Below are 25,033 nucleotides of genomic sequence, written 5' to 3'. Positions count from 1 at the left end.
GTCGGCGTCGTCGCTAGGAGCTCAGGGTCCAGGCGCGGCGCTTCACGAGCACGTGGCCGCGCGAGGTCGTGAGTCGGCTCCACGGCCCCGTCTCGAACAGGCGGACCGGGTCGTGCCCGAGGAACCCGAGGCTCTCGCCCGCGAAGCCCGCACCGGCGGGCAGGTGTTCGACGCCCGGGACCGGTCGGCCCCAGACCTCGGCACGGATCCGCCGGACGATGGCCTCGCCCGAGTTGGACGGCACCGCGTCGGCGACCTCGGCGATGCCGTCGCGGGTGGCCCGGCGGAGGAGTTCCGGGGAGACGTCCGGCAGCGGGACCCAGCCACCACGGGGCGGGGAGATGGCCGCCCACGTCACGGTGTGCACCTCGTGCGGCAGCTCGACCTCGATCGGGGTGGCCCGCGTCGGGTCGGCACCCTCGGCGTGTTCGGCGTCCTGCGCCTCGGCCAGCAGGCGGAGGCGCTCGAGGAGCGACTGCAGCGGGACCACGGTGTCGATCGACGCGGGCTCGGTGAGCGAGAACGTGCGGAGCCCGAGCACCGTCGGCAGTTCGTCGAGCAGCCCGAGCGGGTAGAGGATCGCCGTGTAGACGGCCAGGACGCCGGAGTCGGCGATGAGCCGGACCGAGCCGTCCTCGATCCGAGCGGCACGTCCGAGGTACGTGCGGAGGTCACCGAGTGAGGCGGCGTCGGGAAGCGTGAACGAGTTGCCCATGTCGTCCCCGATCCTACCGGCCATCGGCGCCGCGCAGCCTGGGCGCGACGACCTGCGACGGCGGCGGGCAGCCGTTCGTAGACTGCACAGCGTGAACGGCGAACCCGACTTCCTGCGGACCCTGCGACTCGAGGACACCGGCGCGAGCACGGGCGAGACGATCCTGACCGGTGCCAGCCACTGGTCCCCGGGCGGACGGGTGTTCGGCGGCCAGGTCCTGGCGCAGTGCATCGTCGCCGCGCAGCGGACGATCGAGGGACGCGACGTCCACTCGATGCACGGCTACTTCCTGCGGCCCGGCGACATCGACGTGCCGATCACCTTCGGCGTCGAGCGCATCCACGACGGCCGGTCGTTCGCGGCCCGTCGTGTGCAGGCCTACCAGCGGGGTGTCCCGATCTTCTCGATGATCGCGTCGTTCCAGGTGCCGGACACCGGCATCGAGCACCAGGACCCGTACCCGGTGGACACCCCGGACCCGGAGTCCCTGCCGTCGGCCGCGTCGATCCTGTCCGCGATCGACCACCCGGTCGCACGCGCCTGGGCCGCGCGGTCCATCGACCTGCGACACGTCGAGGGACCGGTGTTCGTCGACGTGCAGGGCGAGCACGTGCCGCACCAGGCGGTCTGGTTCCGGGTGCAGGGCGACCTGCCGGAGGACCCGGCGCTCCACCGTGCGGTGCTCGGGTACGCGAGCGACCTGTCGATCCTCGAGCCGATCATGCGGCGGCACGGCGTCGCCTGGGGCACCCCGGGGGTCAAGAGCGCGAGCCTCGACCACGCCATGTGGTGGCACCGCGACGGTCGCGCCGACGAGTGGATCCTGTACACGCAGGAGTCCCCGAGCGCACAGGGCGGCCGGGGACTCGCGTTCGGCCGGATGTTCTCCCGTGACGGCAAGCTGCTGGCCACCGTCGCCCAGGAGGGCATGATGCGGGTGCCTACGGCCGGCTGAACTGCACCGGTTCCTCGAGGTAGCGCTCGCACGCGGCCCGCTCGGTGTCGGTCAGCCGACGCGGACGGTTCGTCGCCGCGTCGACCATCACGAGCGCCGTCGTCGCCCGGGTGTACAGGACGGCGGGGTGCTGTCCCGCCGGCGACCAGACCTCGTACGAGACGTCGATGCTCGCACCTCCGAGCCGCCCGATCCACATCTGGATGTCGAGCGGCTGACGGAGGTACGGGATCGACTCCAGGTACTCGAGGCGCTGACCGGCGATCACCGTCATGGTGCCCGAACCGGGCCGACCGTCGATGATCGGCTCGGGCAGGTCGCCGTCCGGGTCCTCACCCGGGTCCGCACCCCAGAACCCCACGATGCGCGCTTCTTCGAGCAGGCGCAGCATCGCGGAGTTGTTGACGTGACCGTAGGCGTCGATGTCGCTCCACCGCATGCGGATGGGAGCGTGCAGTCTCGCCACGAGGGTCAGTCGCGGGTGAGCTTGCGGTACGTCGCGCGCCCGGGCTTCGCGGCATCGGCGCCGAGGCGCTCGATCTTGTTCTCCTCGTAGGCCTCGAAGTTGCCCTCGAACCAGTACCAGTTCGGCGTGCCGTCCTCGTTGAGGCCCTCCCACGCCAGGATGTGCGTGGCGATGCGGTCGAGGAACCACCGGTCGTGGGTGATGACCACGGCACAACCGGGGTACTCGAGCAGGGCGTTCTCGAGGCTGCCGAGCGTCTCGACGTCCAGGTCGTTGGTCGGCTCGTCGAGGAGCAGCAGGTTGCCGCCCTGCTTGAGCGTCAGTGCCAGGTTCAGACGGTTGCGCTCACCACCGGACAGGATGCCGGCGCGCTTCTGCTGGTCCGGGCCCTTGAACCCGAACTGCGACACGTAGGCGCGGGACGGGATCTCCGTCTTGCCGACCTGGATGTAGTCGAGTCCGTCGGACACGACCTCCCACAGGTTCTTGTTCGGGTCGATGCCGCCACGGGTCTGGTCGACGTAGGAGATCTGGACGGTGTCACCGATCTTCAGCGTGCCGCCGTCGAGGGGCTCGAGCCCGACGATCGTCTTGAAGAGCGTGGTCTTGCCGACGCCGTTCGGGCCGATGACGCCGACGATGCCGTTGCGGGGCAGCGTGAACGACAGGTCGCCGATGATGACGCGCTCACCGAACTGCTTGCGCAGGTGCTCGGCGTCGATGACCTGCGAACCCAGACGCGGGCCGACCGGGATCACGATCTCCTCGAAGTCGAGCTTGCGGGTGCGCTCGGCCTCGGTGACCATCTCCTCGTAGCGGGCGAGACGGGCCTTCGACTTCGCCTGACGGCCCTTGGTGTTGCTCCGGACCCAGTCGAGCTCCGAGGACAGGCGCTTCGCGAGCTTGGCGTCCTTCTTGCCCTGGACCTCGAGGCGAGCGCGCTTCTTCTCGAGGTAGGTCGAGTAGTTGCCCTCGTACGGGTACAGGCGGCCGCGGTCGACCTCGGCGATCCACTCGGCGACGTGGTCGAGGAAGTACCGGTCGTGGGTCACGGCGAGGACGGCACCGTGGTACTGCTGCAGGTGCTGCTCGAGCCAGAGCACGCTCTCGGCGTCGAGGTGGTTGGTGGGCTCGTCGAGGAGGAGCAGGTCGGGCTTCTGGAGCAGCAGCTTGCAGAGCGCGACGCGGCGCTTCTCACCACCGGACAGGTGCGTGACGAGTTCGTCCCCCGGGGGGCACTGCAGCGCGGCCATGGCCTGCTCGAGCTGGGAGTCGAGGTCCCACGCGTCAGCGGCGTCGATGTCTTCCTGCAGCGTGCCCATCTCGGCCAGGAGCGCGTCGAAGTCGGCGTCCGGCTCGGCCATGAGCGCCGAGATCTCGTTGAAGCGCGCGAGCTTGCCGTGGATCTCCCCCACGCCTTCCTGCACGTTCTCGAGCACGGTCTTGCTCTCGTCGAGCTCCGGCTCCTGCATGAGGATGCCGACGCTGAAGCCCGGCGTGAGCTTCGCCTCGCCGTTGGACGGCTGGTCGAGACCCGCCATGATCTTCAGGATCGTCGACTTGCCAGCACCGTTCGGTCCGACGACGCCGATCTTGGCGCCGGGGAGGAACGACATCGTGACGTCGTCGAGGATCAGCTTGTCGCCGACCGCCTTGCGGGCGCGGACCATCTGGTAGATGTACTCAGCCATATCTCGATGAGTCTACTGAACCCGGCCCGCTGCCGGAACGCGCACAAGGGGTGTTGCATCGGCACACTTCGACGTACGGTTGCCTCGCCTTCCACCAGAGGCCTCGTCGTCCACACGGAGATCAGGATCAGGGACATGCCCACAACACGAATCCGCCGGCTCGCACTCCCCCTCGTCGGAGCGGTCGCACTCGCGGTCGGTCTCGTCGCACCCACCGGCGCGACGGCATCGGCAGCCACCGTCGCCCCGCACGGCACTCCGCTGGTCGAGTACACCGCCAACATCACCCAGGGCGGGGCCGGCACCGGGTACTCCTCGTACATCAACGTGCACGACGCCTACAACAACGCGTTCTCCGTGGGGATCCAGTCCGACAAGGGGTCCACCGTAAGCAAGGGTGCGCCGCGGTTCATCTGGGAGCGCGTGCAGAACGGCAAGTTCACGTACGGCTACCTCGGCCCGGCGACCCACAACGTGACCCCGGTCGGACTCCGCTTCTACCCGAACAACGTCGGGACCTTCTTCGCGAACGGCCACACGATCGCGGCGGTCGGCCTGAACCTGAAGGGGCGCCTGTTCTTCAACGTCGAGGGGAACGGCCGCCTGAACGGCGACGTCGTCCACTCGTCGATGCGCAACGTGAAGATCACGGTGCGCAACAAGCCCGGCGTGAGCGGCCTGCAGGGCACGTGGAACACGAACTTCTCGTTCCACGGCCTGAAGGCACGCCAGGTCAACTCGCCGGCGGTCCAGGGAGCGACGTTCTGGGTGGACGGCCGTGTGAGTGGCCTGCCGAAGGGCGGCAACTGGGACACGACCGAAGTGGCGGGCATCGGCATGATCACCCAGCGCTGGTGATCGTCGGACACTGATCCGCGCGACGGGCATCACGCGGCCGTGCGTTCGTGCTCCTCGGGTGCGTCCAGGGCGCGCAGGCCGTCGACCTGACCGGCCTCGTCGAGATCGTGGTCGTGTTCTTCGTCCCGATCGACGTGGTCGGGCTCGACGTGATCGACCGACTCCTCGCCGTCCGCCCGGGCCTGGTCGTGCCCAGGAGCCGACCCGGGCTCGTCCGGGGTCGGGCCGCGCACCTCGCCGGTCCGGGGGTCGACGTCCGGGGTGACACCCGGCGTCACCGCCGAGTCCGAGGTGTGTCGAGGCACCTTGACCCAGTTGCTGATGCCCCACGCCAGGTCGTGCCCGATGCCGTCGGCGTCGATCTCGACCGAGGTCCCACCGCGACCGTCGCGTTCCCACGTGCGGATGCGGACCCGGCCGGCGACGACGATCCGGTCGCCCTTCTTCAGGGACTTGAACACGTTCGATGCGAGCGACCGGAACGCGGTGACGGTGTACCAGTTGGTCGCGCCGTTGACCCAGGCGGCGGTTGCCCGGTCCCAACGGCGTGAGGGCGACGCGAGTCGGAGACTCGTGATGGCGATGCCGGTCTCGGTGACGAGGTGCCGGGGCTCGGTGGCGACGATTCCGCAGACGGTGATGATGTCGTTCATGCGTCGATCGTCACGGAGCCCGGGGCTGCGTCAGCGGCCCCGGGCTCGATCTGTGACGTGTGGACCCGATCAGGCGACCTGTGGAGGACGAGTCCCCCGGGCCTCCTGTCCGGACCCGCTCAGTGAGCTCGGAACTCGGGCCGGGCGGCCAACGGTCCGAGCGCGGCGTGGACCGCACCCTTCGCGGAGTCGAGGGACGGGTAGGGCCCGCCCGCCCGTCGGCGTCCGTAGAGCTCGACCTGGAAGCCGTCCGCCGCCCGGTGGATGCTGCCCACCGCGCCGGCCGGACCGATGGCGACCCAGGTTCCCGTGTTGTCCGTCATGTTCGAACCACCTCCTTGTGGCCCTGCCGTCCCGGGGTCAGGACGCCAGGATGTACTGACTGTAGGCCTTCCGGACCTTGTTCACCTTGGGCAGCGCCACTGCGAGGCAGTAACCCTGGCCCGGGTTCTTCGCGAAGAAGTCCTGGTGGTACTCCTCGGCGCGGTGGAACGTCGAGAGCGGCTCGATGGTGGTGACGATGCCGCCGTCCCAGATGTCGGAAGCCCGCTCGATCGCGCGCTCGAACAGCTCGCGCTGCGCGTCGTCGGCCGGGAACATCGCCGAGCGGTACTGCGTGCCGACGTCGGCGCCCTGACGGTTCAGCTGACGGGGGTCGTGCAGCGTGAAGAAGACGTCGAGGATCACGTCGGCGGGGATCACCGACTCGTCGAACGTCACGGCGACCGCCTCGGCGTGCCCCGTCGTGCCGGTGCACACCAGTTCGTAGGAGGGCTCCTCGACGTGTCCGCCGACGTAGCCGGACACCACGTCCTGCACACCATGCAGCGTGCGGTACACGGCGTCGAGACACCAGAAACATCCACCTGCGAGCACGAACGTGGTCATGGCCACTCCCTCTCTCCGGGCCGCAGATGCAGCCGCCTCGTTCCTCCACAACAGTGTGCGCGGAGACCCTGTTCCCCAGATCTGATGGCACCCCTCGGCGTGTCGGTGGTCCGCCGTAGCGTCGGGTTCACACCGACCAGGAGGCCAGCGATGCAGACCATCACCGAACCCGCACTGCGGATCCGCACCGTCCCGCTGGCCCGCGCCCGGGGCGACTACCGGATCCTCGAGGTCCGCGACGACCTGAGCCGGGTCACCCGGGCCAACGGCGAGATCGTCGGGTACGTCGACCGCATCGACGTCGCCGGCGACACCGCGTACCGTGCCCGCCGGTACGTCGCGACCGAGCGCCGGTTCGTCGAGCTGCCGAGCGTGTGGTCGGCCGACGACGCCGTGGACACCCTGCGCTGGTCATGATGTTCCAGATTGGAATCATCTGCGGTGGGATGCGCGGAACGCCGTCCGGCCTCCCCGACGCCTGAACGTTCCGTGGGTATGGTGCGCGCATGGACTGGTGGAACGACCTGACCGACTGGACTTCGTCCGACACGGGTTGGCGGGTGCTCTCGGGCGCTGTGATCCCCTTCGTCGCCATCGTCGTGGCGGGCGTCATCGCGGCGCTCATCGGGCGCAGCGCGACGAAGCGGGTCGTGGCGCTGCAGGAGCGGGAATCGAAGAACGCGGCCGTGGCCGCGATCCTGACGGCTGCGCGCAAGGCAGCTGCGTGGGGATCGCTCGGACACGACGAGCGGGCCTACGCCGACCACCTCGCCGAGGACGCCGACATCCGGCTGCGCCTGCTCCCCGTGCAGGGTGCGCCCCTGGCCGCCAACTGGGCACAGCACGAGATCGCCGACATCAAGAAGAACTCGTCGACGTTCAGCTTCCAGGCCGACCAGTCCCTCGCCGAGTTCCGAGACCGCCTGCTCGACTGGCAGGCGCGACCGAGCCGTGCGCGCAAGCTCTTCAAGGCAGACCTCGAGCGCTGGAAGTTCGAGTCCCCGGACCCCGACGCCGACCTCATCAAGCGACAGCAGGACTGGAACGCCGACCAGGCCGACCCCCCGCGCACGCAGGCGCCGGCAACGGCCCCGGCCGCTCCCGCCGAGCGTCCCACCCCGACGACGACCTCGCTGCGTCCGGCGCAGCGCCCCGCGTCCGCACCCTCGACTCCTCCGGCACCGGCCGCTGCCGCCCCCGGTGCTGCTGCGCCCGGTGCTGCTGCACCAGGTGCTGCCGGCGGGACGACCCCGTCGTTCTCGGTGAACCGCGGTGCGGGCACGAACCCGAACCGCGGCACCACCGACCCGAACGCCACGCGTTCCTTCGGTGACAACACCACCCGCGTGTACGGCGACGACGAGGCTGCACCCCCGGTCCGTCCGACGCTGGGTACCCCGACCTCGCCCTCCCGCTCCCCCCAGGGACGCGGCACGGACGACACCGAGGTCGTGGACGACGACAGCGCAACCCGCGCCTTCGACGACACCGACCGCGCACCGCGGAACGACCGTCCGTCCTCGTCCGACCGCCCCGTCGCGACGCCCACCGCAGCCGACGCTCACGTCAACCGGGCACCCGCGAACGACGTCCCGCCCGCCTCGGCACCCCGGGTCGACACCCCCGGCGCGACGAACACCACGTCCGTCCCGACGCGGCTGAACCAGGCCCCCGCAGAGCCGGCCGACGCGAACGAGACGTCCGAAGCGCCGTACACGCAGCCGATCAGTGCCGCCGAACTCCGGCGCCGTGCCGCGGACGACGACGAGTGACAGCCAGCACGACGAGTAACAGCCAGCACGACGAGTAGTAGCCAGCACGACGAGAACAGGGCCGCCATCCGGAGAGGATGGCGGCCCTGTTCGTCTTCGGCGCCCCCGGCAGGAATCGAACCCGCGGCACGGTGGGTAGAAACCACCTGCTCTATCCACTGAGCTACGGAGGCGAGCAGCGTCGATTGTAGCGGCGAGCGGCCCTCAGACGCTCGATGCACGCCCCGCCGCGTCGCCGCGACAGGGCTCGGCGGTCGCCCAACGGTCGGCCACCGTCTGCTCCCCGTTCCCCTCCACGACACCCGCGCTTCGTAGCGTCCGGAGCATGCGCACCACCGGTTCCGTCCTCGCCGTCGTGCCCGCCCGTGCTGGGTCGAAGGGGCTCCCCGGCAAGAACCTCCGTACGGTCGCGGGTCGTTCGCTGGTCCGTCGAGCGGTCGAATCGGCACGACGTTCCGCGCGCATCGACGAGGTGGTCGTCACGACCGACGGCGACGCCATCGCTGCCGAGTCCGTCGCCGCCGGTGCCGCCGTGGTCCGCCGTCCACCCGAGCTCGCCGGCGACGAGGCGTCCTCGGAGTCCGCGCTGCTGCACGTCCTCGACGCGATCAGCACGCCGCTGCCCGACGTCCTCGTCTTCCTGCAGGCGACCTCGCCGTTCATCGACCCGGCCGACCTCGACGCGGCCGTCGCGCGCGTGGTCGACGGGCACGCCGACGCGGTGTTCGCCGCCGCTCCGTCACACGCGTTCCTGTGGCGGACCGCCCCGGACGGTACCGCGGTGGCGGTGAACCACGACGCTGCGACGAGGCCCCGTCGGCAGGACCGCGAGCCCGAGTACCGCGAGACCGGCGCCTTCTACGTGATGCGGACGGCGGGGTTCCTCGAGAACCGGCACCGGTTCCACGGCCGCGTCGAGCTGGCCGTCGTCGACGGTGCCGGCGCGATCGACATCGACGACGAGGCCGACCTGGCCCTCGCCGAAGCCCTCGCCGAAGCCCCGGCCCCGGCCCCGGCCCCGACAGCCACCACGACCCGAGACCCATCCCCGACGCGGGCCACCCCCGCACCGAACGGAGCACCATGACCGTCACCATCGGTACGTCCACGATCGGCGCGGGCCACCCCGCGTACCTCATCGGCGAGATCGGCCTCAACCACAACGGCGACGTCGACATCGCGAAGCAGCTCATCGACGTCGCCGCCGACGCGGGCCTGCAGGCCGTGAAGTTCCAGAAGCGCACCCCCGCGATCTCCACGCCGGAGCACATGAAGAACACCCCGCGCAGCACCCCGTGGGGCGACATGACCTACCTGGAGTACCGCTACCGCGTCGAGTTCGACCGCGACCAGTACATCGAGATCGGCGACCACGCGACCCTCCGGGGCCTCGACTGGTTCGCGTCGCCGTGGGACGAGCCGTCGGTCGACTTCCTCGAGGACCTCAACGTCGTCGCCTACAAGATCGCCTCGGCGTCCGTCACCGACCTCGGCATGCTCGCCGCCGTCGCCGCGACCGGCAAGCCCGTCATCCTGTCGACCGGCATGTCCACGCTCGAGCAGATCGACGCCGCCGTCGAGACCCTCGGCACCGACCGTCTCGTCCTCATGCACGCGACGTCGACCTACCCGTTGCCGGCCGAGGAGGCGAACCTCCGCATGATCGACACCCTCGCCCACCGGTACGCGGGCGTCCCCGTCGGGTACTCCGGCCACGAGCCCGGCCTGCAGATCTCCATCGCCGCGGTCGCCCTCGGCGCCACGGCCGTCGAGCGCCACATCACGCTCGACCGCACGATGTGGGGCTCCGACCACGCCGCGTCGCTCGAGCCGCACGGCCTGAAGACGCTCGCCCGCGACATCCGCATCATCGAGACCGCTCTCGGCGACGGCGTGAAGAGGATCTTCCCCGGCGAGCAGGCACCGCTCGCGAAGCTGCGGCGCGTCGGCGCGTGAGCGGATGCAGTCCCCATCCGACCGCCGGCGAGCAGGCACCGCTCGCGAAGCTGCGTCGCGTCGGCGCGTGACCGGCCCGGTCGACGGGACACGCGCCCTGGACGGGCCGGGTGACGGTGGTGCGCCGACAGACGGACTGGAGGCGCGCCTCCCGTCCGACGCGTCACCACGCATCCGACGCGTGGTCGGCCTGGTCGACACCGACTCGTTCGCGAAGTGGGGCGCCCACCTGCTGGCGAGCGCCCCGGCGGACTGGGACCTCGAGCTGCGCACCGTGGCGACCCCGCGGTCGGCGAGTCCGAAGCAGCTGCGGTCGGCGTTCCGCGGGCTCGACCGGCGACTCGCCCACCTGCACCGCGAACCACCCGCGCCCAAGGACGTCGACGCCGTCGTCGAGGAGCTCCGACAGGACCCGCCGGACGCCGTCCTGGTGTCGTTGATGGGACCGGTGGCTGAACTCGTGATCGACGAGGTGCACCGGCGGATCCCGCACCGGCCGGTGCTGGTGTCGGGGCTGCCGGGGATCTCGTTCCCGTCGAAGTGGAAGGGCATCTTCTCCCGCGCCCGAGCCGACCTGTTCGTGCTCCACAGCCACCGTGAGGTCCGCGCGTACGAGGAGATGGCGCGCGAGGGCGGCGTCGAGCCGCACTTCGCGCTCGCAACGCTGCCGTTCGCGCGGCGTGCCGGATCGACCGGCAGTGCCGGCGCGACCGATCCTGTCGGCGGTGTCGGTGGGACGGTTCGCGACTCCGTCGTCTTCGCGGCGCAGCCGAGTGTGCCGTCCGAACGGGCCGACCGGGCGCTCGTCGTGCGGTGGTTGGTCGAGACGGCGCGGGCGCACCCGGAGTGGCGCGTCGTCATCAAGACGCGCGCTGCGGCCGGCGAGCACCAGACGCACCGCGAGGAGCACCCCTACCCGGACCTGGTGCCCACGGACGCGCCGCCCAACCTCGTGGTGGAGAGCGGGCCGATGGCCGAACACCTCGACCGGGCGGTGGCACTCGTGACCATCAGCTCGACCGCGGTGCTCGAGGCGGCGGCACGGGGTGTCCCCGCGCTCACGCTGACCGACTTCGGCATCGGGCGGCACCTGATCAACGAGGTGTTCGTGGGGAGCGGCCTCGAGGGTGACGCCGTCGACCTGGTCGATGGACGGTTCGGGGTCGTCCGGCCGGAGTGGATGCGGGACAACTACTTCCACCCGGCCTCAGAGGACGACTGGCAGCACCGGCTCGTGGAGCTCATGGCCCGACGGGACGCCGGGGCCCTGGTGGACCGGGCGCCGGCGCGTCGGAGTCGCGGTGGGGTACTGCGCCGCGCGTGGGAGCGGAAGAACGCCCTCGGCGGGGCAGATCGCAGCCCGCTCGGGCTGGTGGCGCTGGGCATCGGGGCGCCGATCCGGGGCGCGAAGCGTCTGGTGCGACGCGTGCGGGCGATGGTCGATCCGCCGGCACCCGTGGTGGTGGCGGCGCCGACGTCGCAGCGCGCGGGGGCCCGCGCCACTGTGCCTGCGCCGGGGGCCGCCGCTGGCACGGCCGCGGCGCCTGCGGCTGCGACGGCTGCGGCGCCTGCGGCGGCGGCGGCTTCGGCGGCCGCGGCCGCGGCTGCGGCTCGTTCAGAGCGCCTTGGCCACCGCGAGCAGGAGCTGGTCACGGGTCGGGACGCCGGGTGAACGGAAGACCTCGGTGCCGTCGTCCTGCCGCACGATGATCGTGGGCGTGGACCGGATACCGAGGTCTTCCGCGTCGTCGGGGTGCGCCGCCACGTCGCGTTCGGTCACGGTGAGCCCGGGGACGAGCGCCGAGGCCTCGGCCGACACCCGGCGGGCGGCGGCGCACGGCGCACAGAAGGCGGACGTCCAGAGGTCGAGCTGCATGTGGTCCTGCAACGCGGCGGGTGGGGGTTCTACTCCCGGTCGAACTCGCCGCTGCGGTCGCCGCGGTCCTGCAGGTCGTCCACCGGGTCGGACTCCTCCGGCTCGTAGGTGAACTCGACCGAGATCTGGTCGAGGACCTGGCGGGACTTGGTGGCGCGGTAGGTGAAGGCCGTCTGCAGGCCCTCGACGTCGGCGAACACCGTGACCTCGTCGTCCAGCGCGTCGCTCGTGGCGGTGCGGGTGTCGGTCGTGCCGTCGAAGGGGCCGCCGTGGAAGATCGCGGTGTACTCGTCGCCTTCGTGGATGGTGATGTCGCTCATGCCTCCCTTCTACCAGGCGGCGGCTGGTGCAGTCTGTTCGGGCCCGTCGCTGCTCGGCTGCACCGCCGTCGCGCTTCCGTTGCGCTTTGCATAGCATGGCTATATAGTTCAGCTATGGAAACACCGCGTGAGCAGACGATCGAGACCCTCCTCGTCTCCGTCAACCGCCTGATCCGCAGCGCCGTCCAGTCGACGGGCAACACCACGTCCGCCGCGGTCTGGCGCACGCTCGGCATCCTCGAGACCGACGAGCCCCTGCGACTCGGTGAACTGGCCACCGCCTCCCGTGTGGCGCAGCCCACGATGACCCGACTCGTCGCCGGCATGCTCGCCGACGGCCTGGTCAGCCGCAGCGTCGACCCGGACGACTCCCGCGGGCAGCTCATCGAACTCACCGAGGCCGGACGCGAACGACTCGCCTCCTGGCGCTCCACCCTCACCAGCACGGTCGGTCCGTTGTTCGCCGACCTGACCGACGACGACTGGGACGTCCTGCACCACGCGGCGAACCTGATCGCCCAGCGGACCCGGACAACCCCCAACGGAACGGAGATCCCCGCGTGAACGCCCACGCACCCGCCGGCCAGTCCGGCTCCATCCTCAAGCAGTCGTCCGCGGTCTGGGCGATCGCCTTCGCCTGCGTCGTCGCGTTCATGGGCATCGGCCTCGTCGACCCGATCCTCCCGGCGATCGCGGCGTCCCTCAAGGCGACCCCCGCGCAGACCGAACTGCTCTTCACGAGCTACCTCGCCGTCACCGGTGTCGCGATGTTCTTCACCAGCTGGGTCTCCAGCCGCATCGGCGCGAAGCGCACCCTGCTCATCGGACTCGCCCTGATCGTGGTCTTCTCGGTCCTGGCGGCGACGTCGAACAACGTGTGGAGCATCATCGACTTCCGCGCCGGCTGGGGTCTCGGCAACGCGCTCTTCATCTCCACCGCACTCGCGACCATCGTCGGGGCAGCGTCGGGCGGCACCGCCTCGGCGATCATCCTGTACGAGGCAGCGCTCGGTCTCGGCATCGCCGTCGGTCCCCTCGTCGGAGGTCTGCTCGGCTCGGTGAGCTGGCGCGGCCCGTTCTTCGGCGTCACGACCCTGATGGCCGTCGCGTTCATCGCCATCGTCGCCCTGCTGAAGACCGGCAGCCTCGAGAAGCCCACGCCGACGAAGCTCTCCGCCCCCTTCCGTGCCCTGACCCGTCCGGCGCTCGCAGCCCTCGCCGCGACCGCGCTGTTCTACAACATCGGCTTCTTCGTCCTGCTGGCGTACACCCCGTTCCCGCTCGGCTTCGGCGCGCTCGGCATCGGGTTCACGTTCTTCGGCTGGGGTGTCGGTCTCGCTATCACGTCGGTGTGGGTCGCCCCGATGCTCACCGCCCGTTTCCGGAGGACGACGGTGTTGAAGATCGCCCTGCCCCTGCTCTCGCTCGACCTGTTCGCCGCGGCCGTCGTCGTGCGCTCCCAGGTCGGCCTGATCATCTGCGTCGTCATCGGTGGCCTCGTGCTCGGCGTCCTGAACACCGTGCTCACCGAGTGCGTCATGGAGGCCACCGACCTCCCCCGCTCGGTCGCCTCGAGCGCCTACTCCGCCGTCCGGTTCATCGGCGGCGCCATCGCCCCGCCCGTCGCGACCCTGCTCGCCGACGCGTACTCGCCCTCGGCGGCGTACGTCTTCGCGGGTGCGTCCGTCGCGGTCGCCTTCGTCGTGATCCTCTGCACCACGAGGATCCTGCGTCGCGTCGACGACGGTGCCGAGCCGGAGCGTGTCGAGGCCGAGGCCATCACCGCCGGCGACATGGCTTAGCCGCCCGGGGCCCGCGCTCTCATCTCACGCACGCCCCACTTCCCCACTTCCCCTCTTCCCCACGAACGGGCGAAATGCCGGAGTGTCCCCCTCGGGCACGCCGGCATTTCGCTCGTTCGCGCGTCCGCGCGCTCGCGCGGCTTCTCCCCCCTCCCCCCTCCGCCCTCATCCGCGTGAGCGGGCGAAATGCCCGAGTCGCCCTGCGGACGAAGCCGGGCATTTCGCCCGCTCGCGCGGTCGACTCACGGTCGGCCGGAGCGCTGCGGCAGGCGGGGCGGACGTGACTGCCTGGAGGCGCGGGGCGGCCTGACGGGGCAGCCACGGGCCTCCAGGCGGTCGCCTGCAGTGCCCGCGGCTCACCCCGCCGGACGAGCGGGCGAAACATCCGGGTGCGTCCCGAAAGCGACCGCGGCATTTCGCCCGCTCGGCTGGGCGCGGGCGTGCCAAGGCGCGACCGCGGCGCCGCCGTGGGCGAGCGGGCGGAATACCGCGGCCCGTCCGCGGGCGGCCGCGGCATTTCGCCCGCTCGCGGTCACGACGCGCGGCCAGGCGGGATCGGTGCGGCAGGCGGGGTGGAAGGGACCGTCTGGAGGCGCGGGGTGCCCCGCCGGGGTCCCACCGGGCCTCCAGGCGGCCGCCTGCACCGCATGCGGCTCACGTGATCGACGAGCGGGCGGAACATCCGGGTGCGTCCGCAAGACGACCGCGGCATTTCGCCCGCTCGCGGATCGGACGCGCGGGACGGGTGGCCGAGCACCGGCCACCGAGCCCGAGCACGCGCAGGCACGGGCAGGGCGGGCACAGCGGCACGTACGGCAGGCACCTAGGGCGGGAATAGGATCGAGGACATGGCAACCGCGAATGACCGCCTCGTCTGGATCGACTGCGAGATGACCGGCCTCGACCTCGAGGTCGACGAACTCGTCGAGGTGGCCGTGGTCATCACCGACTTCGACCTCGAGCCCGTGCACCCCGGCTTCGACATCGTCATCAAGCCGGACCAGTCCGCGCTCGACAACATGAACGAGTTCGTGACGAACATGCACGTCACCTCGGGGCTCATCGAGGAGATCCCGAACGGCGTGAGCCTGGCGGACGCCGAGTACCAGGTGCTCGAGTACATCCTCCAGCACGTCCCCGCCGAGGGCTCCGCACCCCTGGCCGGCAACACGATCGGCACCGACCGCGCATTCCTGTCGAAGTACATGCCGCGGGTCGACGGGCACCTGCACTACCGCAGCGTCGACGTGTCGAGCATCAAGGAGCTCTGCCGCCGCTGGTTTCCCCGCGTGTACTTCAACGCACCGGAGAAGCACGGTGGGCACCGGGCCCTCGCGGACATCCTCGAGTCGATCCGCGAGCTCGAGTACTACCGCCGCGCCGGCTTCGTCGCCGAGCCCGGCCCGAGCACCGACGACGTGCGCGCCGTGCAGGCCGACGTCGTGGCGAAGTGGGAGTCACGGCTGGCGCAGCCCGCAGCCGAGTAGCGACACGGGTGGTCCGCACCCCGTCCCGCATGTACTACTATTGAGTGGTCGCGCCGGTCCGCCGGTTCGAACATGGTGGATATAGCTCAGTTGGTAGAGCGCCTGGTTGTGGTCTAGGAGGTCGCGGGTTCGAGACCCGTTATTCACCCCAGTCGAGGGAGAGTCCTGTTGCGTGTGACGCAACCGGGGCTCTCCCTCAGTGTTTGTCTGGGCACCTGCGGCGCCGTGCGGCTTCGCCGCGGGTGGTCAGCCGCAGGTGCTCAGCCGCGAGGGCTCAACCGCAGGTGCTCAGCCGCGAGGGGTCAGCGCGGTGTGGGACGATCCCTGCGTGATGGAGATGTCCGCCGACGCGTTCGAGCAACTCGTGACCGACGAACTCGACCTGCTGCCCGACGAGATGGTCGACGGGCTCGACAACGTGGTGTTCGTCGTCGAGGACGAGCCGGAGAACGGCGAAGAGCTGTTCGGCGTGTACGACGGCATCGCGGCCACCGAGCGCGGCCAGTACGGCTTCGGTGAACTGCCCGACCGCATCGTCGTGTTCCGGAAGCAGCACCTGGCCGAGTGCGACACGGTCGAGGAGCTCAAGGACGAGGTACACACCACCCTCGTGCACGAGATCGGCCACTTCTACGGGATCGACGACGAGCGGCTGCACGAGCTCGGCTGGGCGTAGCGTCATCGGGCGCGCCGCGGCGCCCGGCGCCCGGGTTTCGGGCTCAGCGACATTCCTCGGGCCTACGGGCGCGAGAACTGTCGCTCACCGCGAAAACTCACGCCACCCTGGCCCCGCCCCGCGGCCGCCCGCGCCCTCAGAACCGCGTCGGCCCCACCTCGTGGTACTTCTCCCACGCCCCCACCGGCCCCCGCCCGTGCAGCGCGTACTCCCCCACCATCCGCTCCTTGTAGACCGCCGGGTTGTGCGACGCCACCACCCGGGCGTTCCGCCAGTGCCGGTCCAGCGCACGCGTCCGGTCGGCAGCGGACGCCCCGCCGACCTCGAAGAGCTCGGTCGCCGACCGCAGCACCCGCGGCCCGATCTCGACCTGCGCCTGGTACACGGCGTTCTCGGCCGCGTCGAGCACCACGCGGTCGACGCCGACCCCGGGTTCGTTCGTGGCGACGACCGCGTCGAGCAGCCCCGCGGCGGCGACGACGAGTGACCGGGCGGTGAACGCCCCGGCCGACAGCCGCCCGAGCACCGCGAGCACCTGCGGGTCCTCCCCCGGCACGGCCGCGTTGGCGTGGATGTACGTGCGGGTCCGTGGTCGCACGAAGGCCACGGCGTCGTCGGAAACGGCCTGCCCGATCCCGGCGAGGACCGCCAGCAGGTACAGCTGGTAGAAGGCCTGGATGTGCGACAGCGGGGCGTCCCGGTACGCCGACACCACCGAGGGGTCGACCGACACCCCGTCGAACACGGTGGTGCCGGACGCGGTCAACCGCTGCCCGAACCCGTCCCAGTCGTCGATGCTCCTGACGCCCGGCGCGGAGGCGTCGACGGCGAACGTCACGCGCTCGCCGTCACGGTCTGCCGCCAGGTAGATCCAGTCCGCGTAGAGCGTGCCGGTCGAGTAGAACTTCCGCCCGTCGAGGCGGAGGGAACCACCAGACGGCGTCACCGTCGTCGAGATGTCGGCCAGGGTCGTCCCGGTCCGCTCCGAGGTCGCGTTCCCGACGATCGCGCCGCCGACGATCCGGTCGAGCCACTCGTCGCGCGACGCCGAGTGCGGCCGCAGCAGCACCAGTTCGGTGTACCCGAAGTGTCCCCGCCACAGGTGCGCGATGTTCGAGTCCGCCGCCGCCAGGTCCGCCACCAGGTGCGCGAGTTCGACCAGCGTCACGCCGAAGCCGCCGCGGTCCTCCGGCACGCGGAGCCGCCCGAACCCCGCGTCGGCGAGCGCCCGGACCTCGGCGTGCGGCAGCGGCCGGTCGCCGGGAGTGCCGGACGCGAGCTCACGCTCGACCGCGCCGTCGCGGATGGTCGCGAACACGGGCGCGAAGCGGTCGCGCAGGGTCGCCAGACGGTCGGCCGGGAGGCCCGTCACGGCTCCGTCGGTCGTCGTCGCGGCCGTCATGCGGGCACCTCCACCGCACGGGTCGCGTCGTCCGGGTGGGTCGCGTCGTCGGGGTGGGTCGCGGTCGCGCCGGCACCGCCCGTGAACGCTCCGCGCCACCGCCTGGCGGGGTGCGAGTCCGGCAGCTGCGCGTGGCCGAAGAGCTTCTCGCGCAGGGTCCCCTCGCGGTACTCGGACTGCATCAGCCCGCGCTCCTGCAGGGTCGGCGCGATGTGGTCGACAAACTCCTCGTACGAGCCGGGCAGCGTCCAGTTGATGACGTTGACGCCGTCGACGCCCACGCGCTGCCAGTCGGCGAGCTCGTCGGCGATCTGCTCCGGCGTCCCGACGACCCGGGCGCGGAGCTTGGCGGACAGCCGGGCGAGGTCGGCGATGGTCGGTTCGCGGTCCCCGGCGGCCTCGCGGAGCCACTGCAGGTGCGACTGCCCGGCGTGGGTGCGGACCTCGGACAGCGGGGTGTCCGGGTCGAGGGGCTCGCCGGTGTCCGGGTCGAAGCCGAGGTTCGAGTGCACCAGGAACCCGTCGGCGGCCAGGTACTCGTCGATCTCCGCTTCCTTGGCCTTCGCCTCGGCCTCGGTGGAGCCGGTGACGAAGGTCAGGCCGAGGAAGAACGCGATGTCGTCCCGCTGCCGGCCGGCGGCCTCGGCCAGGTCGCGGGTCTCGCGGATGAGCTGTTCGGTGGCGTCCCGGTTCGAGGTCAGGATGAACTGCGCCTCGGCGTTCCGCGCGGCGAAGGCCCGGCCGGCGGGCGACGACCCCGCCTGGAACAGCACCGGGGTCCGCTGTGGTGACGGTGCCGACAGGTGCGGGCCCTGCACGTCGTAGCGCTTGCCGTGGTGGTCGATGCGGTGCACCCTGTCGGGGTCGGCGTAGCCACGGACGGGGTCCTTCAGCACGGCGCCGTCCTCCCACGATCCCTCCCAGAGCTTCGCGCAGACCTCGAGGTACTCCTCGGCCCAGACGTAGCGCTCGTCGTGCTCCTCGAGCCGGTCGGCCCCGAAGTTCCGGGCGGCGCTGTCGAGGGCGCTCGTGACGACGTTCCAGCCGATGCGGCCCCGGCTGATGTGGTCGAGCGTGGAGACCTTGCGGGCGAAGTCGAACGGGTGCGCCTGGATGACGCTCGAGGTGAACGCGAGGCCGAGGTGCTCGGTCGACACGGCGAGCGCGGAGAGCAGCACGGAGGGGTCGTTCGAGGGGATCTGCAGCCCCTCGCGCAGGTTGGTCGAGTAGTCGCCGCGACCGGGGCCGTAGGTCCCGACGACGTCGGCGAAGAACATCGCGTCGAACTTGCCGCGCTCGAGGGTCCTCGCCAGGTCGGTCCACAGCGTCACGTCGTCGAAGTCCGCCTGCCGGGCGTCGGGGTGCCGCCACAGGCCGTGCTGGATGTGCGAGGTCGTGTTCATGACGAAGGCCGCGAAGCGCAGCGGGCGGTTCGGTGCATCGCTCATGCGTCCCATCGTGGTCGGCGGGCACCGCCCGACGACAGCGACGTGACCTCCCGTTACGCGCGGTGTTCCCCGCGGCCCTCGACCCGACCATGCTCCTGAGGCATGCCGAGCCAGACCACCGTCACCGCGCCTCCAGGCCGTCCCGCCGCACCGTCGACCACCGCGACCCGTCGTCGGGTCGCCCTCGCGTCGTTCGTCGGGACGACCGTCGAGTACTACGACTTCTACCTCTACGCGACGGCCTCGGCGCTGGTGTTCGCACCGACGTTCTTCCCGTCCGTGACGCCGGCCGTCGGGGTCATCGCGTCGTTCGCGACCTACGGCGTCGGGTTCGTGGCGCGGCCGCTCGGCGGCGTGATCGCCGGCCACCTGGGTGACCGGATCGGGCGGAAGAAGCTGCTCGTCGCGTCGCTGGTGCTGATGGGCATCGCGTCCACGTTGATCGGGGTGATCCCGTCCGCCGCGACCATCGGGGTCGGCGCCGTCGTGGCGCTCGTGTTCCTGCGGCTGCTGCAGGGCGTCGCGGCCGGTGCGGAGTGGGGCGGCTCGGCGCTGCTGTCCGTCGAGCACGCGCCGGAACGGCACCGGGGGCTGTTCGGGGCGTTCACGCAGATGGGGTCGGCCGGTGGGATGCTCCTGGCGACCGGGGTCTTCACGCTCGTGCGGTCGCTGCTCGGCACCGAGGCGTTCCTGGCCTGGGGCTGGCGGCTGCCGTTCCTGTTCTCGGCGGTGATCGTGGCGGTCGGGCTCGTCATCCGGCTCGGCGTGCAGGACGCCCCGGTGTTCCAGGAGCTGCGCGCCTCGGGCGGGGTCGAACGGTTCCCGGTGTGGCAGGCGATCCGGCAACACCCGCGGTCGATCCTGGTGACGGCGGGTCTGCGCCTCGTGCAGCCGGCGCTGTACTCGATCCTGACGACGTACTCGCTGACCTACCTCGGCAACGTGCGCGGGCCATCGGGCTCGGACGCGGGGCTGCAGGCCGTGCTCGTGATCTCGGCCGTGTCGCTCGTGTCCACGCCGTTCTGGGGGTGGCTGTCGGACCGGGTCGGGCGGCGGGTGCTGACGATCTGGTCGGCGGTGGGCATCGCGGTGCTCATCTGGCCGTTCTTCGCGTTCCTCGACGCCGGTCCGCTCGTGCTGCTGCCGCTCGTGGCGCTGATCGGGATGTGCGTGTTCCACGACAGCATCTACGGGCCGCAGGCGGCGTGGTTCGCGGAGCAGTTCCCGACCGGGCGGCGGTACTCGGGGATGTCGCTCGGGTACCAGATCGGGTCGATCTTCTCGGTGGGGCTGACGCCGCTGCTGGCCGCGGTGTTCGTGCAGCTCGGGGGCGGGTCGCCGTGGATCCTGTGTGGGTACCTCGGGGTGTACGCGGTGCTGACGATCGTGGCGGCGGTGTTCGCGGTGGATCCGCGGGCGGTGGCGCGGCGGGAGCGGCGGGCTGACGTTTCGCGCTGGGCGACAGTTCTCGCCTTCCGGAGGCCGTGAGGTGTCGCTGAGCGCGAAACCTCGATGCTCGCCGCGGGGCGGCGCGGGCCGGCGCCCTACGTCCGCAGGACCACGTCGGCCAGGGCGGCCGGGTCCTCGGCGGCGATGAAGGCCTGTTCCTGCGCGGCCCAGCGGTCCCACTCGCGCGCGAAGACCTCGCCGTCGCGTCCGATCGCCCGGTCCCACCGCACGGCGTCGTCGGCCTCGAGCCACACCCGCAGGGACGCCAGCGGTGCCGACGCCCGGGACAACGCCCCGCACCCCTCGACCACGATCGGCAGGTCGGGGTCCACCGACGCCCAGTCCGTGGGCGCGTCGGCCGCCCAGTCCCAGCGTCGGAACCCGCTCGGCGCTCCGAGGACGTCCGTCACCACGGCATCGGCAGCCGCACGCAGGCCGTCCCACCCCGGGTACAGGTCGTCCAGGTGCACGAGCTGCGCACCGAGCTGCTCTGCGACCTGCGCTCCGAGGGTGGTCTTGCCCGTGCCGGACCGGCCGTCGATGAGCACGACGGCGCGCCGGCCCGTGGCAGCGGCGACACCGGCAGCAGCAGCGGCCAGGCCGGGGGCGAGGTCACCGGCGGTCGTACCCGTCGCGCGCTCGCCGTCCGTCGTGCCGGCTGCCGGCGTCGCGTCAGGCACGCCACGTCCCCACGCTCACCGCGACGGCGATCGACACCACGCCGATGCCGACCAGCACAGCCACCATCGCCCACTCCGGCCCGGCGAACCGCGCGACCCGCGCCCAGGTCCGCCGTCCGGGAGCACCGAACCCCCGTGACTCCATCGCCACCGCCAACGTCGTCGCCCGGCGCAGCGCGAGCACGAGCAGCGCGAACGCCATGGTCGCTCCGCGGCGGAGCCGTCCGGAGTCGGCGAGTCCTCGGGCGCGCCGGGCCATCGCGAGCTGTCGCCAGTCGTCGACGAGCAAGGTCATCATCCGGACGGCGGCGAGCGCTCCGAGCACGAACCGCGCGGGCAGCCGGAGCACCTGCGCGAGCCCGTCGGCCAGGTCGGTCGGGTCGACCCGTACGAAGAGCGCGATGGCCGGCACGCCCACCGCGAGGACCCGGAGTGCCGTCGCCAACGCGAGTGTGAGCGACCCGTCGGTGACGTGCGCGAACCCGAGGTCGAACCACTCCCGACCCGAGGGCCTGCCGTACAGCGCGATGCTCACCGCCGTCAGCGGCACCGCGACGAGCACCGGTGCGAGTCGGAGCAGCAGGGTCCGGACCGGCAGGCGCAGGAGCGGCAGCAGAGCGAGTTCGAGCGCCAGGGCGACGGCGGCGGAGACGACGTCGAGACTGAGCACCAGGCAGACGCCGAGGGCGAGCACACCGATCAGTGACGCGACCGGCTGGACGCCGGGGATGCCGGTCGCGCGGGCCGGCAGCGGTCGTCGCGCCGGGTCCGTTCGGTCGGTTCCGTCCGCCGCATCCGCCGCGTCCGCCGCGTCCGTCCGGTCGTCCGTGTCGGTCCGGTCTGGAGGCCCGGGGCGGCGTCCGGCTGTCGGTCCCGTCTCCAGGGCGGTCGCGACCGACGGCCCCTGGTCGCGCCCAACGGTCCGGGCGCCGTCCGGCCCGAGCACGACCTCGTCGGCGTCGAGTGCCCGGATGAGATCGCGGTCGTGGGTGACCGCCACCACCGCGGAGCCGGCGTCAGCCAGGGCCCCGAGCCGCCCGACGACGGCCTGCCACGTGGCTCGGTCCTGCCCGGAGGTCGGTTCGTCGAGCACGACGACCGGCGGCCGGGCGGCGATGACCGAGGCGATCGCGAGTCGTCGTTGTTCGCCCCCGGACAGGGTGAACGGGTTGGCGTCGGCCAGGTGTGCCAGCCCGAACTCGTCGAGCAGCGCGGTGGCTCGTTCGGCGGCGTCAGGCGCATCGAGTGCTCGGGGGCCGGCCTCGATCTCCTCGCGGACGGAGCGGGCGACGAACTGGTGCTCGGGGTCCTGGAACACCGTGCCGACCCGGGCGGCGAGTTGGCGGCTCGTCCAGGTGTGCGGCGCTGCGCCGAGACCGTCGGCGAGGGTGTCGGTGGCGTCGAGCTCGCCGGCGGCCGGTGCCAGCAGGCCCGCGAGGGTGAGCCCGAGCGTCGACTTGCCGACGCCGTTCGGGCCGGTGACCGCGAGGACCTGCCCTGCCCGGAGCCCGAGGTCGATGCCGTTCCCGACCGACTGCTTCCCCCGGGCCGTGCCGAGCCCCCGGGCTTCGAGCAGCACCGCCGCCTCCTCGCCGAGCTCTCCCTCGCTGGGCTCTCCCTCGCTGCGCTCCCCCTCGCCGAGCGGGCGGAATGCCGCGGTCGCCCCGCCGGACGTCCCGGGCATTTCGCCCGCTCGTCCGCGCGACGTCATCTCACGCGCTCCCTCGTCGAGCGCCCCCTCGCCGCGCTCTCCCTCGCCGAGCGGGCGGAATGCCGCGGTCGCCCCGCCGGACGCTCCGGGCATTTCGCCCGCTCGTCCGAGCGCACGCCGCAGCCGCCGAGCCGAACCACGCGCCGGCTCGGCACCGGGCACCCAGACCCCGGCCGCCGTGAGCGCCTCGCCGTGGTCCGCCAGCACCCGGGCCGGCGGGCCGTCCGCGACCACGCCGCCGCCTGGTTCGAGCAGCACGAGCCGATCGACCAGGTCCAGCCAGGTGCCGATCCGGTGCTCCACCACGAGCAGCGTCGCTCCGGTCTCGTCGAGCAGTGCCCGGACGGCGTCGTGCACCTGCGCCACGCCGTCCGGGTCGAGGTTCGCGCAGGGTTCGTCGAGCACGAGCGCACCCGGCCGCATCGCGAGCACGCCCGCGAGCGCCAACCGCTGCCGCTGCCCACCGGACAGCTGCGCGGTGGAACGGTCGAGCGGCAGGTCGAGGCCGACGACGTCGAGCGCCGTCCGCACCCGGTCCCAGGTCTCGTCGCGCGGGACGCCGGCGTTCTCGCAGCCGAAGGCCACGTCGTCGCCGACGCGGGACATCACGGTGTGTGCCTCGGGGTCCTGCATGACGAGACCGACACGCCCGCGGACCGCGCGGGGGTCGGCCTCGTCGACCAGGAGTGTCCCCTGCACCGAAGCAGCGGTGTCGTCGGTGGCGTCGGGCTCGTCGGGCAGCACGCCGGCGACCGCTCGCAGGAGCGTCGACTTGCCGGCACCGGACGGCCCGACGACGGCGACCCGCTCCCCCGGCTCGACGGTCAGGTCGACGTCACGGACGGCCCAGGCGTCTCGCTCCGGGTACCGCCAGCCCCAGCCACGGAACACGATCCGCGCCCCGCGGACGCCGCCACCTGCGCCGGCGTCGCCGCCGGTGGAAGGGGACGTCGCCGACGGAGCGCGCACGGTCACACCAGGGCGCGGGGCTCGCGGCGGCTGTGCTCACGGCCGGCCGCGAAGGACGACAGCACCCCGGTGCGGGCGAGAGCCCGGACGATCAGCCACGAGCCCGCCCCCGCGATCACGGCACCGGAGATGACCGCACAGATCACGTAGACGACCTTGAAGGCGACGTCGAGCCCCGGGTACCAGAGGACGGTGTCGTTGATGCCGAGCGCGAGTCCGGCCGCGGCACCGGCGAGCACGACGACCGGCAGGCGGTAGACGCGGTACAGGAACAGCGCGAGGACGATCTCGGCGCCGAGGCCCTGGACGAGCCCGGCCTCGAGCGTGAGCCATCCCCACTGGGTGCCGAACAACGCCTCGACCGAGGCGGCGACCATCTCGCCGTAGAGCGCGGCGCCGGGCTTGCGGACGACGATCGCGACGATCGGTCCGGCGAGCAGCCAGACCCCGCCGAACAGGGCCTTCGTGCCGGGGAGCACGAGGTCCATGACGGCGCTGATGGGCTCGTAGCCGAACTCCCAGAGCCGGAAGACGACTCCGAGGGCCACCGCGAGGACACTCGCGACGACGATGTCGACGACCCGCCAACGCAGCGATCGCCGCGGAGCGGTGGTGACGGTTGTGGACGTGCCTGAAGGCATGCTGCTGACTCCTCCCTGCGCCGGCATGATCCGGATCAGGTTCGACGGTCGGAGCGCCGATCGCTCCCTCTCAGCCCGGCGGTCCCGGACTCCCGTGTGTGTGCCAGCAGTCTAGACGCGGTCGCGACCGCGTGACGGACGGGAGGCCCGTGGCGGCGTCGCCACGGGCCTCCCGTTGCGTCAGGTGCTCATTTCTTGAGCGCACGCACCAGCTTGCGGAGGACACGCCCGGCCACCCACACGAAGGGGATGCCGACGACGATCAGCGAGATCGGGTTCGGCTCAAACACGAGGTCCTTGCCCGGGCGGCGGACGTAGGCGCCGACGGGGGCCGACAGGCCGCCGCCACCGCCGCCACCGTTCTCGTCGTCCCCGCCGCCTCCGAAGCCGAACCAGCTGACGGACACGGGGATGAGGGTCTGGTCGCCGACCTCGACGGGTTCTCCGTAGTTCGTGGAGACCCCGAGCGGGCGGACCTGGTCTGCGATCTTCGAGACGATGTTGGCCATGCGCGCGACGCTACTCGTCCGTTCCTCCACAGGCCGCGGGGCGCATCACGCATCCACAGCTGGGCCTTGTCTGCGGACGCGGACGAGCGCCGCCGATATGTTGGCCGCA

At 71.7% G+C, this 25,033-nt stretch carries 26 protein-coding genes, 2 tRNA genes and 1 riboswitch; of the genes, 13 read left to right on the top strand and 15 right to left on the bottom strand.

Features of this window, described 5'->3' with window-relative positions; genetic code table 11:
* Window positions 1-13: 13 nt before the first annotated feature.
* Window positions 14-715: a hypothetical protein gene (locus ORG17_RS04935; RefSeq protein ID WP_111057864.1), complete on the bottom strand. Its 702-nt coding sequence runs from the start codon at window positions 713-715 to the stop codon at window positions 14-16.
* A 91-nt stretch (window positions 716-806) separates the two neighbouring features.
* Here ORG17_RS04935 and ORG17_RS04930 point away from each other — a divergent pair, with 91 nt between their 5' ends.
* The gene (locus ORG17_RS04930; RefSeq protein ID WP_083404324.1) at window positions 807-1,670 is read left to right on the top strand and encodes an acyl-CoA thioesterase; all 864 of its coding nucleotides are present in this window, start codon (window positions 807-809) and stop codon (window positions 1,668-1,670) included.
* Here ORG17_RS04930 and ORG17_RS04925 read toward each other — a convergent pair.
* Window positions 1,657-2,109, bottom strand: a complete 453-nt coding sequence (locus tag ORG17_RS04925) for an acyl-CoA thioesterase (protein ID WP_035807619.1) — start codon at window positions 2,107-2,109, stop codon at window positions 1,657-1,659. The genes ORG17_RS04930 and ORG17_RS04925 overlap by 14 nt on opposite strands.
* Before the next feature lie 32 nt (window positions 2,110-2,141).
* Window positions 2,142-3,827, bottom strand: coding sequence for an energy-dependent translational throttle protein EttA (ettA, locus tag ORG17_RS04920; RefSeq protein ID WP_027464653.1), 1,686 nt, complete (start codon window positions 3,825-3,827; stop codon window positions 2,142-2,144).
* A 135-nt stretch (window positions 3,828-3,962) separates the two neighbouring features.
* Between ettA and ORG17_RS04915 the strand changes: the two genes are divergently transcribed.
* Window positions 3,963-4,685 carry a hypothetical protein gene (locus tag ORG17_RS04915; protein ID WP_071246641.1) on the top strand — a complete coding sequence of 241 codons (723 nt, stop codon included), beginning with the start codon at window positions 3,963-3,965 and terminating at the stop codon, window positions 4,683-4,685.
* A gap of 29 nt (window positions 4,686-4,714) precedes the next feature.
* Here ORG17_RS04915 and ORG17_RS04910 read toward each other — a convergent pair whose 3' ends face one another.
* The 3 genes from ORG17_RS04910 to msrA all read right to left on the bottom strand — a co-directional run bounded on the left by ORG17_RS04910 (window position 4,715) and on the right by msrA (window position 6,226).
* On the bottom strand, window positions 4,715-5,338 hold the full coding sequence (locus tag ORG17_RS04910) for a single-stranded DNA-binding protein (RefSeq protein WP_214527847.1): 624 nt from the start codon (window positions 5,336-5,338) through the stop codon (window positions 4,715-4,717).
* A gap of 119 nt (window positions 5,339-5,457) precedes the next feature.
* Entirely contained in the window at window positions 5,458-5,661 is a 204-nt protein-coding gene (locus tag ORG17_RS04905) for a hypothetical protein (protein ID WP_071246637.1), read from the bottom strand.
* 37 nt (window positions 5,662-5,698) lie between these two features.
* Window positions 5,699-6,226, bottom strand: coding sequence for a peptide-methionine (S)-S-oxide reductase MsrA (gene msrA / locus ORG17_RS04900; protein WP_214527848.1), 528 nt, complete (start codon window positions 6,224-6,226; stop codon window positions 5,699-5,701).
* A gap of 150 nt (window positions 6,227-6,376) precedes the next feature.
* On the opposite strand from msrA, the gene ORG17_RS04895 reads away from it, so the two are divergent.
* Both ORG17_RS04895 and ORG17_RS04890 read left to right on the top strand, forming a co-directional pair.
* Entirely contained in the window at window positions 6,377-6,643 is a 267-nt protein-coding gene (locus ORG17_RS04895) for a hypothetical protein (RefSeq protein ID WP_214527849.1), read from the top strand.
* Between the two features lie 89 nt (window positions 6,644-6,732).
* Entirely contained in the window at window positions 6,733-7,998 is a 1,266-nt protein-coding gene (locus ORG17_RS04890; RefSeq protein WP_214527850.1) for a hypothetical protein, read from the top strand.
* 100 nt (window positions 7,999-8,098) lie between these two features.
* On the opposite strand, the gene ORG17_RS04885 is transcribed toward ORG17_RS04890, so the two are convergent.
* A tRNA-Arg gene (locus tag ORG17_RS04885) sits at window positions 8,099-8,171 on the bottom strand.
* Window positions 8,172-8,323: 152 nt separating this feature from the next.
* Between ORG17_RS04885 and ORG17_RS04880 the strand changes: the two genes are divergently transcribed.
* From ORG17_RS04880 to ORG17_RS04870, 3 genes are all read left to right on the top strand, one after another.
* On the top strand, window positions 8,324-9,085 hold the full coding sequence (locus ORG17_RS04880) for an acylneuraminate cytidylyltransferase family protein (protein WP_214527851.1): 762 nt from the start codon (window positions 8,324-8,326) through the stop codon (window positions 9,083-9,085).
* The gene (locus tag ORG17_RS04875; RefSeq protein WP_017886049.1) at window positions 9,082-9,954 is read left to right on the top strand and encodes an N-acetylneuraminate synthase family protein; all 873 of its coding nucleotides are present in this window, start codon (window positions 9,082-9,084) and stop codon (window positions 9,952-9,954) included. The genes ORG17_RS04880 and ORG17_RS04875 overlap by 4 nt, the downstream gene beginning before the upstream one ends.
* A 67-nt stretch (window positions 9,955-10,021) precedes the next feature.
* Complete coding sequence (locus ORG17_RS04870) at window positions 10,022-11,626, top strand: DUF6716 putative glycosyltransferase (RefSeq protein WP_214527852.1); 1,605 nt, start codon at window positions 10,022-10,024, stop codon at window positions 11,624-11,626.
* On the opposite strand, the gene ORG17_RS04865 is transcribed toward ORG17_RS04870, so the two are convergent.
* On the bottom strand, window positions 11,570-11,830 hold the full coding sequence (locus ORG17_RS04865) for a thioredoxin family protein (RefSeq protein ID WP_027464648.1): 261 nt from the start codon (window positions 11,828-11,830) through the stop codon (window positions 11,570-11,572). The two genes, ORG17_RS04870 and ORG17_RS04865, sit on opposite strands and share 57 nt — an antisense overlap.
* Before the next feature lie 29 nt (window positions 11,831-11,859).
* Window positions 11,860-12,150: a hypothetical protein gene (locus ORG17_RS04860; protein WP_027464647.1), complete on the bottom strand. Its 291-nt coding sequence runs from the start codon at window positions 12,148-12,150 to the stop codon at window positions 11,860-11,862.
* Between the two features lie 114 nt (window positions 12,151-12,264).
* Here ORG17_RS04860 and ORG17_RS04855 point away from each other — a divergent pair, with 114 nt between their 5' ends.
* The 5 genes from ORG17_RS04855 to ORG17_RS04835 all read left to right on the top strand — a co-directional run bounded on the left by ORG17_RS04855 (window position 12,265) and on the right by ORG17_RS04835 (window position 16,115).
* Window positions 12,265-12,714, top strand: coding sequence for a MarR family winged helix-turn-helix transcriptional regulator (locus ORG17_RS04855; RefSeq protein WP_027464646.1), 450 nt, complete (start codon window positions 12,265-12,267; stop codon window positions 12,712-12,714).
* Complete coding sequence (locus ORG17_RS04850) at window positions 12,711-13,952, top strand: MFS transporter (protein WP_214527853.1); 1,242 nt, start codon at window positions 12,711-12,713, stop codon at window positions 13,950-13,952. The genes ORG17_RS04855 and ORG17_RS04850 overlap by 4 nt, the downstream gene beginning before the upstream one ends.
* Window positions 13,953-14,800: 848 nt before the next feature.
* On the top strand, window positions 14,801-15,439 hold the full coding sequence (gene orn, locus ORG17_RS04845) for an oligoribonuclease (protein ID WP_111091505.1): 639 nt from the start codon (window positions 14,801-14,803) through the stop codon (window positions 15,437-15,439).
* Between the two features lie 75 nt (window positions 15,440-15,514).
* Window positions 15,515-15,590: transfer RNA gene (locus ORG17_RS04840), tRNA-His, on the top strand.
* Between the two features lie 180 nt (window positions 15,591-15,770).
* Window positions 15,771-16,115: a metallopeptidase family protein gene (locus ORG17_RS04835; RefSeq protein ID WP_035807616.1), complete on the top strand. Its 345-nt coding sequence runs from the start codon at window positions 15,771-15,773 to the stop codon at window positions 16,113-16,115.
* Between the two features lie 136 nt (window positions 16,116-16,251).
* Here the strand turns inward: ORG17_RS04835 and ORG17_RS04830 are convergent, their stop codons facing one another.
* On the bottom strand, window positions 16,252-17,517 hold the full coding sequence (locus tag ORG17_RS04830; RefSeq protein ID WP_301565276.1) for an acyl-CoA dehydrogenase family protein: 1,266 nt from the start codon (window positions 17,515-17,517) through the stop codon (window positions 16,252-16,254).
* Window positions 17,514-18,965, bottom strand: coding sequence for an LLM class flavin-dependent oxidoreductase (locus ORG17_RS04825; RefSeq protein ID WP_214528074.1), 1,452 nt, complete (start codon window positions 18,963-18,965; stop codon window positions 17,514-17,516). The genes ORG17_RS04830 and ORG17_RS04825 overlap by 4 nt, the downstream gene beginning before the upstream one ends.
* Window positions 18,966-19,067: 102 nt before the next feature.
* Between ORG17_RS04825 and ORG17_RS04820 the strand changes: the two genes are divergently transcribed.
* Window positions 19,068-20,453, top strand: a complete 1,386-nt coding sequence (locus ORG17_RS04820) for an MFS transporter (RefSeq protein WP_214528073.1) — start codon at window positions 19,068-19,070, stop codon at window positions 20,451-20,453.
* Between the two features lie 56 nt (window positions 20,454-20,509).
* Here ORG17_RS04820 and ORG17_RS04815 read toward each other — a convergent pair whose 3' ends face one another.
* From ORG17_RS04815 to ORG17_RS04795, 4 genes are all read right to left on the bottom strand, one after another.
* The gene (locus ORG17_RS04815) at window positions 20,510-21,094 is read right to left on the bottom strand and encodes a nucleoside/nucleotide kinase family protein (RefSeq protein WP_231495613.1); all 585 of its coding nucleotides are present in this window, start codon (window positions 21,092-21,094) and stop codon (window positions 20,510-20,512) included.
* Window positions 21,087-23,774, bottom strand: coding sequence for an ATP-binding cassette domain-containing protein (locus tag ORG17_RS18285; RefSeq protein WP_214528072.1), 2,688 nt, complete (start codon window positions 23,772-23,774; stop codon window positions 21,087-21,089). Before ORG17_RS18285 ends, ORG17_RS04815 begins: the two co-directional genes overlap by 8 nt.
* A gap of 2 nt (window positions 23,775-23,776) precedes the next feature.
* Entirely contained in the window at window positions 23,777-24,415 is a 639-nt protein-coding gene (locus ORG17_RS04800; protein WP_027464637.1) for an ECF transporter S component, read from the bottom strand.
* Window positions 24,410-24,521: riboswitch (TPP riboswitch) on the bottom strand. Its footprint overlaps the gene before it by 6 nt.
* A gap of 82 nt (window positions 24,522-24,603) precedes the next feature.
* Window positions 24,604-24,924, bottom strand: coding sequence for a hypothetical protein (locus ORG17_RS04795; RefSeq protein WP_027464636.1), 321 nt, complete (start codon window positions 24,922-24,924; stop codon window positions 24,604-24,606).
* Window positions 24,925-25,033: the final 109 nt, after the last annotated feature.

The organism is Curtobacterium flaccumfaciens pv. betae, assembly GCF_026241855.1.
Taxonomy (GTDB): Bacteria; Actinomycetota; Actinomycetes; order Actinomycetales; family Microbacteriaceae; genus Curtobacterium; species Curtobacterium flaccumfaciens.
This window is presented reverse-complemented; position numbering and strand designations above follow the sequence as displayed.

Bases quoted from the DNA above. Each gene is read 5' to 3' on its own strand.
- ORG17_RS04935 (WP_111057864.1), bottom strand. From the start codon at position 715: ATGGGCAACTCGTTCACGCTTCCCGACGCCGCCTCACTCGGTGACCTC.
- ORG17_RS04925 (WP_035807619.1), bottom strand. From the start codon at position 2,109: ATGCGGTGGAGCGACATCGACGCCTACGGTCACGTCAACAACTCCGCG.
- ettA (WP_027464653.1), bottom strand. From the start codon at position 3,827: ATGGCTGAGTACATCTACCAGATGGTCCGCGCCCGCAAGGCGGTCGGC.
- ORG17_RS04915 (WP_071246641.1), top strand. From the start codon at position 3,963: ATGCCCACAACACGAATCCGCCGGCTCGCACTCCCCCTCGTCGGAGCG.
- ORG17_RS04910 (WP_214527847.1), bottom strand. From the start codon at position 5,338: ATGAACGACATCATCACCGTCTGCGGAATCGTCGCCACCGAGCCCCGG.
- ORG17_RS04905 (WP_071246637.1), bottom strand. From the start codon at position 5,661: ATGACGGACAACACGGGAACCTGGGTCGCCATCGGTCCGGCCGGCGCG.
- msrA (WP_214527848.1), bottom strand. From the start codon at position 6,226: ATGACCACGTTCGTGCTCGCAGGTGGATGTTTCTGGTGTCTCGACGCC.
- ORG17_RS04895 (WP_214527849.1), top strand. From the start codon at position 6,377: ATGCAGACCATCACCGAACCCGCACTGCGGATCCGCACCGTCCCGCTG.
- ORG17_RS04890 (WP_214527850.1), top strand. From the start codon at position 6,733: ATGGACTGGTGGAACGACCTGACCGACTGGACTTCGTCCGACACGGGT.
- ORG17_RS04880 (WP_214527851.1), top strand. From the start codon at position 8,324: ATGCGCACCACCGGTTCCGTCCTCGCCGTCGTGCCCGCCCGTGCTGGG.
- ORG17_RS04875 (WP_017886049.1), top strand. From the start codon at position 9,082: ATGACCGTCACCATCGGTACGTCCACGATCGGCGCGGGCCACCCCGCG.
- ORG17_RS04865 (WP_027464648.1), bottom strand. From the start codon at position 11,830: ATGCAGCTCGACCTCTGGACGTCCGCCTTCTGTGCGCCGTGCGCCGCC.
- ORG17_RS04860 (WP_027464647.1), bottom strand. From the start codon at position 12,150: ATGAGCGACATCACCATCCACGAAGGCGACGAGTACACCGCGATCTTC.
- ORG17_RS04855 (WP_027464646.1), top strand. From the start codon at position 12,265: ATGGAAACACCGCGTGAGCAGACGATCGAGACCCTCCTCGTCTCCGTC.
- orn (WP_111091505.1), top strand. From the start codon at position 14,801: ATGGCAACCGCGAATGACCGCCTCGTCTGGATCGACTGCGAGATGACC.
- ORG17_RS04835 (WP_035807616.1), top strand. From the start codon at position 15,771: ATGGAGATGTCCGCCGACGCGTTCGAGCAACTCGTGACCGACGAACTC.
- ORG17_RS04830 (WP_301565276.1), bottom strand. From the start codon at position 17,517: ATGACGGCCGCGACGACGACCGACGGAGCCGTGACGGGCCTCCCGGCC.
- ORG17_RS04825 (WP_214528074.1), bottom strand. From the start codon at position 18,965: ATGAGCGATGCACCGAACCGCCCGCTGCGCTTCGCGGCCTTCGTCATG.
- ORG17_RS04820 (WP_214528073.1), top strand. From the start codon at position 19,068: ATGCCGAGCCAGACCACCGTCACCGCGCCTCCAGGCCGTCCCGCCGCA.
- ORG17_RS04800 (WP_027464637.1), bottom strand. From the start codon at position 24,415: ATGCCTTCAGGCACGTCCACAACCGTCACCACCGCTCCGCGGCGATCG.
- ORG17_RS04795 (WP_027464636.1), bottom strand. From the start codon at position 24,924: ATGGCCAACATCGTCTCGAAGATCGCAGACCAGGTCCGCCCGCTCGGG.